This is a genomic window from Pseudomonas sp. 9_2_1 (assembly GCF_059295275.1).
This window is the reverse complement of record NZ_CM181239.1, coordinates 168,147-180,275: the sequence shown is the minus strand read 5'-3', so window position 1 is coordinate 180,275 and position 12,129 is coordinate 168,147. Positions and strand designations below refer to the sequence as shown.

Annotated in this window: 4 protein-coding genes (1 of these 4 cut by a window edge); 1 reads left to right on the top strand and 3 read right to left on the bottom strand. The window is 60.4% G+C overall.

Annotation, left to right across the window (positions count from 1 at the left end; genetic code table 11):
• Nucleotides 1–101: 101 nt before the first annotated feature.
• The gene (locus tag AC5O5I_RS00690) at nt 102–896 is read right to left on the bottom strand and encodes a tetratricopeptide repeat protein (RefSeq protein WP_172229817.1); all 795 of its coding nucleotides are present in this window, start codon (nt 894–896) and stop codon (nt 102–104) included.
• A 207-nt stretch (nt 897–1,103) separates the two neighbouring features.
• On the opposite strand from AC5O5I_RS00690, the gene AC5O5I_RS00685 reads away from it, so the two are divergent.
• Nucleotides 1,104–1,661 carry a WYL domain-containing protein gene (locus AC5O5I_RS00685; protein WP_172229820.1) on the top strand — a complete coding sequence of 186 codons (558 nt, stop codon included), beginning with the start codon at nt 1,104–1,106 and terminating at the stop codon, nt 1,659–1,661.
• A 41-nt stretch (nt 1,662–1,702) separates the two neighbouring features.
• Here the strand turns inward: AC5O5I_RS00685 and AC5O5I_RS00680 are convergent, their stop codons facing one another.
• Together AC5O5I_RS00680 and AC5O5I_RS00675 are read right to left on the bottom strand one after the other, a co-directional pair.
• The gene (locus AC5O5I_RS00680; RefSeq protein ID WP_172229823.1) at nt 1,703–2,044 is read right to left on the bottom strand and encodes a tryptophan synthase subunit beta; all 342 of its coding nucleotides are present in this window, start codon (nt 2,042–2,044) and stop codon (nt 1,703–1,705) included.
• 300 nt (nt 2,045–2,344) lie between these two features.
• Nucleotides 2,345–12,129, bottom strand: partial view of an immunoglobulin-like domain-containing protein gene (locus tag AC5O5I_RS00675; RefSeq protein WP_494511910.1) — the final stretch only. The gene runs 21,004 nt beyond the window's last position; only the last 9,785 of its 30,789 coding nucleotides appear in the window; its start codon lies off the right edge, out of view — the gene reads right to left on this strand; it ends in the stop codon at nt 2,345–2,347.

The window sequence follows — 12,129 nt, the reverse complement described above, 5'->3', positions numbered from 1 at the left end:
GGTGAACCCGCTCCCACAGGTACTCCACAAATTCTGAGGTTTGTGGTTTTCATCTGGGAGCGGGTTCACCCGCGAAGAGGACGGCACAGGCGACACAAAACTCAGGGCTGAATCTGGTCTTCCAGCTTCATGGTCAAGGCCAATGTGCTGCCCATCTGCACCGCCCGGTCACGCCACTCCTGGTATCGCATCGCGTCACGGCTGCTGAAATGCACCGCCAGCTCTTCGGCCGCCTGCACCACCCCTGCCGCTGCCGCCAGCTCCAGCCAGTACAGCGCAGCCTTCAGGTCGGCCTGCACATACAGCCCATGCATCAACCGGTAACCCACTTCAAAGCGGCACCGCGCCTCGCCCCGCTCGGCCCCACGCATGAACCACTGGTAGGCCTGCACCAGGTCGACCTGCCAGTCCAGATCGCCATCGCACACCTCCTCCTCGTACAAGTCACCCAAGGCCGCGGCGGCATGTAGCATGCCCCGCTCGAAGGCCTGGCGGTAACACTCCGCCGCCTGCACATAGGAGGCGTCGATGCCTTTGCCGAAGTAGTGCTGCTGCCCAAGGTTGAACCACGCCGCAGCATTACCTTGCAGCGCCGCCATGCGCAGCAGGTGCCCGGCCAGCAGGGTGTCGGCGCGCCAGTACTTGCCGTTGAGCCAGATCCAGCCAAGGTCGTTCAGCGCGGCTACGCTGCCTTGCAACGCCTGACGGCGCAGGTCGGCATACACCGCCTGCAGGTCGCTGGCTTCGTCCAGGCGGTTGACCAACAGTGACCGCTGGCTGGGCAAGCCCACCCCGGCAAACAGCCGCTGTCGTCTCCCGACAGGGGCCGGAGGGGCGATGACCCGCTCGGGCAGAAGGCGGGCAAGCAGCGAATGGATATTGCTGGCAGCAGACATGTTCATCCTCATTGAACGACGCACAACCCCAACCTTCGGCTGTGATGAGGCGTGATTCTGCGTGATGTCACGTCAAAACCTGTCGCGAACGATTCGGCACGAGGCAACCAAATGCGACTTCCTTGATCTGAGCAGGCTGTGGCCAATTGCCATGCCCCTCGCGTGCCGCCATCCTATTGCGGCAAGCCTAGACAAGGACGTTACATTTTGCCGTTCGCCACAACCCGCGCCACCCTCAGCCGTCAGTGGGCGCTGCTGCGCCAACTGCCCAGCCGCTCCCCAGGCATTACCAGCGCCGAATTGGTATGGCGCCTGCGTGATGTGGGCTTCTCTGTCAGCAAGCGTACGGTCGAGCGAGACCTCAATGAGCTGTCGCTGATTTTTCCGCTGGAACGCAATGACAAGAGCATCCCGTTCGGCTGGCACTGGTCGGCCAGCGCGGTCGGCGAGTTGCGCAGCAATTTCGACTTGCTGACGTATCTGCGCGGTGATGCGTTGCAGCCAACCCAGGGTGAAGGGGTGGAGCTGGTGGCACGCATCAGCGATGCACTGGCGCGGCAGCTGCGGGATACGCCGCTGAGTGGCGACATGCAGTTGACGGCGCTGGAGCATGGGCATCGGTTGCGCGCCACGGTGAGCGACGGCTGGCCGTTGCGTTGGTGGCTGTTGAGCCATGGGGATGGGGTGGTGGTGGAGCAGCCTGGCCCGTTGCGGGAAGAGATTGGCAAGATCCTGAGCAATGCGGCGGCGCAGTACCTTAGTTGATGACCTGTACTGGCCCTCACCAGGATTGGCGGCGCCGAGAATCAGATCAAGCCGCCCTGCTCGTCTTCATCGATAAGGTTGTTGAGGCTGCTGAGCGCCTTTCGCGCCGTTGAACGGTTGAGCAATTTGGCCTGCGCACCGGCAGGCAGGTCGGTGATCTTGAATACGCCCTTGGCGGTCAGCACATCGATCAGGTCCTCGAGCACGCGGATCATGTCCAGGTCACTTTGCTTGAGCTGATTAAGGCTGTTTTCCACCACATCATCGGCAAACCATTCCTGGATATCGGCATGGTCGGCGGGGAGCATTTCGGTGAATTCGTCAAAAGCGGCTGCTTCTACTCGCTGCAACTGGCCGGTGGCGTCGCGTTGCACGTAGAACATGGCGGTGTCCCTCGTCACGTTGGTTCCTTGTTGGTAGACAGCAGCATAGGCAAAGATCGCCGGCCGCGCAGGGCCGGCGCCAGAGTATGCGCTGTCGGAAGAAGGCAGAAAAGAGCCTGCGTAGCGCCCGCCTGGCTGACGCGATCCATTGTAGGAGCGGCGTTGCGTCGCGAAAGGGCTGCAGAGCAGCCCCGGCGATTTCGGCTTTGATGCTGAAACCCTGGGGCCGCCTTGCGGCCCTTTCGCGACACAAGGCCGCTCCTACAGGGCCGCTCCTGTCAGGCGCGGCCAGTTACCGCATCAGTTGTCCTTGTTGTGGATGATGATGGTCGGATCAGCACCGCTGATCAACGAGTTGATCGTGGTGTTGGACCAGTTCACACCTTCCAGCTTGATGGTCACGTCGGCGTTGGCAATGCCACCGTCGGCGTTGAGCTTGCCTTCGCTGCTGACCTGCAACGTCGTCGTGCCTTCCACCGTGGTGAGTTTCAGGTAGTTGTCGATAGTGCTGCCCTTCTCGCCTTGCAGCAGGTCGCTAAGATCGATCTTGTCTTTCTCGGCAACCTTGAAGTCCTTGATCACATCGTTACCGAAATCACCGGCCTTCCACACGAAGGTGTCGGCACCGCTGCCACCGATCAGGATGTCATTGCCCTGGCCCCCGATCAGGGTGTCATTGCCAGAACCACCGAGCAGGATGTCGTTACCCTTGCCACCGTCGAGCGTGTCATCACCACCTTGACCGAAGAGGATGTCGTTGCCATTGCCGCCCGACAGGAAGTCTTTGGCGTCATTGGCACCGGAGATATCAAATTCGTTGTAGTGCTCGGTGACGTACTGGTGAACGTTGCTGGTAGTAATGCTGCCGACATCAACATTGCTCTTTTGCGCGACATATTCCTGAAGGGCCTGGTAGCCCTCGCTGGCGATGCCGTTGAGGGTGATCAGGTCGCCGAAGATGATGTCGTTGCCGTTGCCACCATCGACAGTATCCGTGCCCGGCAAGGTTGCCTCGGAATGCCCGAGAATCGCGGCGGCGAGCTTGGATGGGTCGATATTGACTTGCGGTTTGCCAGCGGTGTCATAGGCCTTGAGATCGTTCAGGCTTATATCACTGTTGAGGCCGATCGCCACTACCTTGCTCAGACCCGTATCTTTATCGCCCAGCAGGGCAAAGCTTGCCGTTGACCCTGACGCCGCTTCTGCCCAGTTGTCCTTGGTGCCTTTGCCAGACCCGTCCAGGCTGGACAGCTCGTAAGTGCCATCACCCTGGGCATGAATGGTTCCGACCGTTCGAGTGGATTCAAGATACGTGGTGCCGAAGAAGGATCCATAAGTCAGTACTTTCAGAACGCCGCTACTGCTGATCTCGACCTTGTGAGTCGCATCGACCATAGCACTGTAGGTATCACCCACCTTGTACTTATTGACGTTTACAACGTCATCCAGGTACAGGCCATTGCTCCACAGACGAGGGTTGATGGACTCGCCGCTCTGATAGTAGGTCGGCTTGCCGTCGGTGATGAAGTAGGTCAGGTTCTCCGCGTTGGTATTACTGGTAGCGACGGTACTCTTGAAGAAGTTGGCCGCCGTCTTGAACGCATCCTCATAGTTGGTACCACCACCGCCGGTATCACCCACCATCGAGTTCAGGACCGCTTGAAGGTTCTTCAAGGCGTCGGGGTCGGCAAGGTTAACGGTGACGTTCTTGTTAACTTGGGTATCGAAGTCGAGCAGGAGGATATTCACCGTCCCGGAGATATCGGAGCCCAAGCTTGCTTTCAAGGTTTTGAACACAGCCGCCAATTGAGTCTTGGCTGCGGCGATCGAGTCGTCGCTCATGCTGCCAGAACTGTCTACCAGGAAGGCAATGTTGTAGTTCTTGCCCTGAACCACGTTCAAGCCACCCACGTCGGCGACGATGATGTCGTTGCCCTCGGTGCCGGTGAGCGTGTCGTTGCCCGAAGTGCCTACCGCCGCCTTGTAAGTCGCGCCGTAGACAGTCACCGGAATCTTGCCGGTAATGCTGTCGGAACCGCCCAGGCTTTCGGTCGCAGTCGAGGTGACCGTGATGTCGAACGAGCCTTTGTAGTACGAAGGCGGGGTAAGTGTCAGGCCGCTGAGCTTCCAGCCAGTCACGTCCACTGGCGTGCCACCAACCGTCACGGTATGGCCCGCGCCATCGCTCAGCACAGTACCTTTCGGAATACCGCTCAGGGTCACGTTAAGGGTTTCGGAGCCATCGGTATCGGTCAGGCCGGTGGAAATACCCACCAGTTTCACCGAACCACCTTCCGGCCCTTCGTTGAGTTTGTAGCCGTCGTAGTAGCTCTGGCCATTCACGGTGTGCAGGTCGGACACGCCCAGGCCGGCGTTGGCCATGGCGGTCACGTTCTGGTACATCTTGATGTTCGAGCTGCTCAGGTCCACGGCAGCACCCGAGCCTGACTGGATGTTCAGGTCGTAGCTGCCCGGGCCCGACTGGTTGGCATGGTAGACCTCGATCGGGTAGTAGCCGCTGGTGTTCGGGGTGAAGGTACCCGAAACCTGGCCACCAGCACCCCAGGTGGCCGTGACCACGGTCTTGCCGCCAATGGTGACCACGAAGCTGTCGTCGGCGCTGCCGCTGAAGGTATAGGTCTTGCCGGCTTCCAGATAGATAAGCCCCGACGTTTTCGAACCGGTGCCGGCGGTGACGCTGGCATCGGACTGCACGTTGGTGGTGGTAGTGCTGGAGTTGGCATTGCCGGAGTTGGCAAAGACCGTCTTCAGATCGTCGCCGGTAATGCCGTTACCGCCAGTACCCAGGCCCTTGAGGGTGTTCCACACTTCCTTGGTCAGGCCTTTGGACTCGATATCGGCACTGCCGAAGCTCAAGGTCGGTTTGTCGGCGACCGGGCTGATGTCGACCTTCATGGTCACTTCAGTGCCCAGGTTGGTGCCATCGTTCGGCTTGAACTTGAACTGCGCGTAGTCGGCCTGCTGGTTGCCCACGCCGCTGCCACCGTAGTTGTCCGTCCCCGACTGGTTGAGCAAAGGCACGAACTTCAGGTTCTTGGCAGTAATGTCCGCCTGGCTGACCACCTGGCCAACGGTCACGTCCACCCATGCAGTGCCATTGAAGAACTTCAGGCTGCCGGCGACCGGGATCGAGGTAATGGTCACGGACAGGCCGTTGTTGCCATCGGCATCGGTGACTTTGAAGTCGCTCCAGCCGAACACGTAATCGGTGTCCTCCACGCCAGACACTGCACCGCCAGGCGAAACCGGCAGGTGGTCGTTGTCGAGGATGGCCGTGGTCACGCTCGACTTGCTGCTGTCGACCTGCAGGTTCTCGAAGTTGCCACCGGTGGCCGTTTCGATCTTGACCACGAAGTTCTCGGTGCCTTCGACTCGACTGTCGTCAATGGTACCGATAGTGAAGGTGGTGCCAGTGCTGTTGGCCGGGATCTTCACGGTGGTCACGCCGGTGAAGTCCTCACCGTTTTTGGCGGTGCCGCTATAGCTGAGGGTGACAGTCACTTCAGCCTTGGATTCATGGGTAAGGGTCAGCGTGTAGCTACCGGTTTCGCCTTCGGTCAGCGAAGTGGTGCCATTGATGCTCACCTTGACAACATCGCCCTGGCCGCTTGGCTCGTCGCTGACGGTAGTGCTGACACTGTTGGTGCCGGTCACCAGGTTCTCGAACACCTTGTCGCCAGCAACAGCGATGCCGGTGATCGACTTGGTGATGGTGTTTTGCCCACCGGTGTACACATCATCCGGAGCATTGATGAAGGCCGTGCCCGAGGCTGAACCTGCCGGAATGGTCACGGTGGTGCCACCGGTCAGGGTGACGGTTACGCCGCCGTGGCCAGTGACTGGCAGCTTGGTGTCTTCGCTGATCAGGGTGACGGTGTAGGTGATCTTGCCGCCTTCGACCACAGCGGTGTTGTCTACCGACAGTACCGCGGTGACCTTGCTGAGGGTGTCCGAGACCTGCACGGTGGCCGGGTCGCCGATGACCAGATTTTCCAGCGCCGGGCCCGGGACGGAGGCACCATCGATGCTGACGGTGATCTTGCCGTTGTCGATGAACACGTCATCGCCCTGCGCAGGCGCAGAGATGGTCTTGGTGGTTTCGCCGGCTTTGAACACCAACACTTCGCCGGTGCTCAGCGTGACGGTCAGCGGCTTGTCGATGACCTTGTTCAGGCTAACAGTGAAGGTCGGCGCAGTGGCTTCGTTCACCGAGGCCACGACTGGCGTGATGCTGACCTTGACCAGGTTGCCGGCGCCATTCGGGTCATCGCTGACCGTGGTGGTGACCGGTTTCGGATCGGCTACCAGGTTCTCGAACTTCAGGTCACCGGTGACAGCGATGTCGGTGATGGCCTTGGTGATCGATGGCTGGCCGCCTACGTACAGGTCGTTCGGCGCCGTGACGAAGGCAGTGCCGGTAGCGGAGCCTGCCGGGATGGTCACGGTGGTGCCACCGGTCAGGGTGACGGTTACGCCGCCGTGGCCAGTGACTGGCAGCTTGGTGTCTTCGCTGATCAGGGTCACGGTGTAGGTGATCTTGCCGCCTTCGACTACCGCGGTGTTGTCCACCGACAGCACGGCCGTGACCTTGCTGAGGGTGTCCGAGACCTGCACGGTGGCCGGGTCGCCGATGACCAGATTTTCCAGTGCTGGGCCCGGGACGGAGGCACCATCGATGCTGACGGTGATCTTGCCGTTGTCGATGAACACGTCATCGCCCTGCGCAGGCGCAGAGATGGTCTTGGTGGTTTCGCCGGCTTTGAACACCAACACTTCGCCGGTGCTCAGCGTGACGGTCAGCGGCTTGTCGATGACTTTGTTCAGGCTAACAGTGAAGGTCGGCGCAGTGGCTTCGTTCACCGAGTCCACGACTGGCGTGATGCTGACCTTGACCAGGTTGCCGGTACCGTTCGGGTCATCGCTGACCGTGGTGGTGACCGGGGTCGTGTCAGGCACCAGGTTTTCGAACTTCTCGGTACCCGCTACTGAAATATCGGTAATCGCCTTGGTGATGGCGTCCTGACCGCCTACATACAGGTCGTTCGGCGCATCGATGGACACGGTGCCGGTGGCGGAACCTGGGTTGATGACGACCTGAGTACCACCAGTCAAGGTCACGGTGATGCCTCCGTGGCCAGTCACTGGCAAGTTGGTGTCTTCACTCACCAAGGTCACGGTGTAAGTGATCTTGCCGCCTTCGACCACAGCGGTGTTATCCACCGACAGCACGGCCGTGACCTTGCTGAGGGTGTCCGTGACCTGCACGGTAGCCGGGTCGCCGATGACCAGGTTTTCCAGTGCTGGGCCTGGGACGGAGGCACCATCGATGCTGACGGTGATCTTGCCTTCGTCCTTGAACACGTCCTCGCCCTGCGCAGGCGCAGAGATGGTCTTGGTGGTTTCGCCTGCGGCAAAGACCACGGTCTCACCGGTGCTCAGCAGCACGGTCAGTGGTTTGTCGATGGCCTGGTTCAAGGTAACGGTGAAGGTCGGCGCAGTGGCTTCGTTCACCGAGTCCACGACTGGCGTGATGCTGACCTTGACCAGGTTGCCGGTACCGTTCGGGTCATCGCTGACCGTGGTGGTGACCGGGGTCGTGTCAGGCACCAGGTTTTCGAACTTCTCGGTACCCGCTACTGAAATATCGGTAATCGCCTTGGTGATGGCGTCCTGACCGCCTACATACAGGTCGTTCGGCGCATCGATGGACACGGTGCCGGTGGCGGAACCTGGGTTGATGACGACCTGAGTACCACCAGTCAAGGTCACGGTGATGCCTCCGTGGCCAGTCACTGGCAAGTTGGTGTCTTCACTCACCAAGGTCACGGTGTAAGTGATCTTGCCGCCTTCGACCACAGCGGTGTTATCCACCGACAGCACGGCCGTGACCTTGCTGAGGGTGTCCGTGACCTGCACGGTAGCCGGGTCGCCGATGACCAGGTTTTCCAGTGCTGGGCCTGGGACGGAGGCACCATCGATGCTGACGGTGATCTTGCCTTCGTCCTTGAACACGTCCTCGCCCTGCGCTGGTGCAGCATAGGACTTGGTGGTCTCGCCTGCCGCGAAGGTCAGGGTGGCACCGGTGCTCAGGGTGACGGTGAACGGCTTGTCCAGCGCCTTGTTCAGGCTGATGGTGAAGGTCGGTTCAGTAGCTTCGTTGACCGAAACCTGATCGGCGACGATGGTGACCTTAACCAGGTCGCCTTCATTTTCGCCGCCTGGGTTACCTGGGGTACCCGGTTCGTCGGTTACTACGGTGCTGACTTTGGTGCTGCCCAGCTCCAGCTGTTCGAACTGGTCGACGCCTTTGCCGGCGACGTCAGTAAGACCCTGGGTGATGGTCACCGGGTCGTTGACGTAGACGTTGTCCGGCGCAGTCACGGTGGTGCTGCCGACCGATTCACCGGCCTTGATGGTCACAGTGGTGCCATCAGTCAGGGTGAAGGTCAGGCCTTTGTGATTGGTGACTGGCAGGGTCGGATCGGCGCTGACCAGGGTCACGGTATAGGTGATCTTGCCGCCTTCGGTGACGGTGGTGTTATCCACAGTGAGTTCGGCAGTGACCGGGCTCTGCGTATCGGTGACGGCCACGGTAGCGGCTTTGCCGATCTCCAGGTTTTCCAGTTGCTCACCGACCACCTCAGCCTTGCTGATGCTGACAGTGATCTTGCCTTCGTCCTTGAACACGTCCTCGCCCTGCGCTGGTGCAGCGTAGGATTTGGTGGTCTCGCCGGCCGCGAAGGTCAGGGTCGCACCGGTGCTCAGGGTGACGGTGAACGGCTTGTCCAGCGCCTTGTTCAGGCTGATGGTAAAGGTCGGTTCGGTGGCCTCGTTCACGGATATCTGATCGGCCACGATGGTGACCTTGACCAGGTCGCCTTCATTTTCGCCGCCTGGGTTACCTGGGGTACCCGGTTCGTCGGTTACTACGGTGCTGACTTTGGTGCTGCCCAGCTCCAGTTGCTCGAACTGGTCGGCGCCCTTGCCCGAGACGTCGGTCAGACCTTGGGTGATGGTCACCGGATCGTTGACGTAGACGTTGTCTGGCGCGCTGACAGTAACCGAACCAGTAGCTTCGCCGGCTTTGATGGTTACAGTGGTGCCATCGGTCAGGGTGAAAGTCAGGCCCTTGTGATTGGTAACCGGCAGGGTTGGATCTGCGCTGACCAGGGTCACGGTGTAGGTGATCTTGCCGCCTTCGGTGACGGTGGTGTTATCCACAGTGAGTTCGGCAGTGACCGGGCTCTGCGTATCGGTGACGGCCACGGTCGCCGCCTTGCCGATCTCCAGGTTTTCCAGTTGCTCACCGACCACTTCAGCTTTAGTGATGCTGACGGTGATCTTGCCTTCGTCCTTGAACACGTCCTCGCCCTGCGCTGGTGCAGCGTAGGACTTGGTGGTCTCGCCGGCCGCGAAGGTCAGGGTTGCACCGGTGCTCAGGGTGACGGTGAACGGCTTGTCCAGCGCCTTGTTCAGGCTGATGGTGAAGGTCGGCTCGGTGGCCTCGTTCACGGATACCTGATCGGCCACGATGGTGACCTTGACCAGGTCGCCTTCGTTGTTGCCGCCTGGGTTCGGGTTGCCTGGGGTACCAGGCTCGTCAGTGACAGTTGTGCTGACTTTGGTAGCGCCCAGTTCCAGCTGCTCGAACTGATCGGCGCCCTTGCCCGAGACGTCGGTCAGACCCTGAGTGATGGTCACCGGATCATTGACATAGACGTTGTCTGGTGCGCTGACAGTAACCGAACCAGTAGCTTCGCCAGCTTTGATGGTCACGGTGGTGCCATCGGTCAGGGTGAAGGTCAGGCCTTTGTGATTGGTAACCGGCAGGGTTGGATCTGCGCTGACCAGGGTCACGGTGTAGGTGATCTTGCCGCCTTCGGTGACGGTGGTGTTATCCACCGTGAGTTCGGCAGTGACCGGGCTCTGGGTATCGGTGACGGCCACGGTCGCGGCCTTGCCGATCTGCAGGTTTTCCAGTTGTTCGCCGACCACCTCAGCCTTGCTGATGCTGACGGTGATCTTGCCCTCGTCCTTGAACACATCCTCGCCCTGCGCTGGTGCAGCGTAGGACTTGGTGGTCTCGCCGGCCGCGAAGGTCAGGGTTGCACCGGTGCTCAGGGTGACGGTGAACGGCTTGTCCAGCGCCTTGTTCAGGCTGATGGTAAAGGTCGGTTCGGTGGCCTCGTTCACGGATATCTGATCGGCCACGATGGTGACCTTGACCAGGTCACCTTCGTTGTTGCCGCCTGGGTTCGGGTTGCCTGGGGTACCAGGCTCGTCAGTGACAGTTGTGCTGACTTTGGTAGCGCCCAGTTCCAGCTGCTCGAACTGATCGGCGCCCTTGCCCGAGACGTCGGTCAGACCCTGAGTGATGGTCACCGGATCATTGACATAGACGTTGTCTGGTGCGCTGACAGTAACCGAACCAGTAGCTTCGCCAGCTTTGATGGTCACGGTGGTGCCATCGGTCAGGGTGAAGGTCAGGCCTTTGTGATTGGTAACCGGCAGGGTTGGATCTGCGCTGACCAGGGTCACGGTGTAGGTGATCTTGCCACCTTCGGTGACGGTGGTGTTATCCACAGTCAGTTCGGCAGTGACCGGGCTCTGCGTATCGGTGACGGCCACGGTAGCGGCTTTGCCGATCTCCAGGTTTTCCAGTTGCTCACCGACCACCTCAGCCTTGCTGATGCTGACGGTGATCTTGCCTTCGTCCTTGAACACGTCCTCGCCCTGCGCTGGTGCAGCGTAGGATTTGGTGGTCTCGCCGGCCGCGAAGGTCAGGGTCGCACCGGTGCTCAGGGTCACGGTGAACGGCTTGTCCAGCGCCTTGTTCAGGCTGATGGTAAAGGTCGGTTCGGTGGCCTCGTTCACGGATATCTGATCGGCCACGATGGTGACCTTGACCAGGTCACCTTCGTTCTCGCCGCCTGGGTTACCTGGGGTACCCGGTTCGTCGGTTACTACGGTGCTGACTTTGGTGCTGCCCAGCTCCAGTTGCTCGAACTGGTCGACGCCTTTGCCGGCGACGTCAGTAAGACCCTGGGTGATGGTCACCGGGTCGTTGACGTAGACGTTGTCCGGCGCAGTCACGGTGGTGCTGCCGACCGATTCACCCGCCTTGATGGTTACGGTGGTGCCATCAGTCAGGGTGAAGGTCAGGCCTTTGTGATTGGTGACTGGCAGGGTTGGATCTGCGCTGACCAGAGTCACGGTGTAGGTGATCTTGCCGCCTTCAGTGACGGTGGTGTTATCCACAGTCAGCTCGGCAGTGACCGGGCTCTGGGTATCGGTGACGGCCACGGTCGCGGCTTTGCCGATCTCCAGGTTTTCCAGTTGTTCGCCGACCACTTCAGCCTTGGTGATGCTGACGGTGATCTTGCCTTCGTCCTTGAACACGTCCTCGCCCTGCGCCGAAGCGGCGTAGGACTTGGTGGTCTCGCCTGCCGCGAAGGTCAGGGTGACACCGGTGCTCAGGGTCACGGTGAACGGCTTGTCCAACGCCTTGTTCAGGCTGATGGTAAAGGTCGGTTCGGTCGCTTCGTTGACCGAAACCTGATCGGCGACGATGGTGACCTTGACCAGATCGCCTTCGTTTTCACCGCCTGGGTTGCCTGGGGTACCCGGCTCGTCAGTGACAGTGGTGCTGACTTTGGTGCTGCCCAGCTCCAGCTGTTCAAACTGGTCGACGCCTTTGCCGGCGACGTCAGTAAGACCCTGGGTGATGGTCACCGGGTCGTTGACGTAGACGTTGTCCGGAGCAGTCACGGTGGTGCTGCCGACCGACTCACCGGCCTTGATGGTCACGGTGGTGCCATCGGTCAGGGTGAAGGTCAGGCCTTTGTGATTGGTGACTGGCAGGGTCGGGTCTGCGCTGACCAGGGTCACGGTATAGGTGATCTTGCCGCCTTCGGTGACCGTGGTGTTATCCACCGTGAGTTCGGCAGTGACCGGGCTCTGCGTATCGGTGACGGCCACGGTCGCCGCCTTGCCGATCTCCAGGTTTTCCAGTTGCTCACCGACCACCTCAGCCTTGCTGATGCTGACGGTGATCTTGCCCTCGT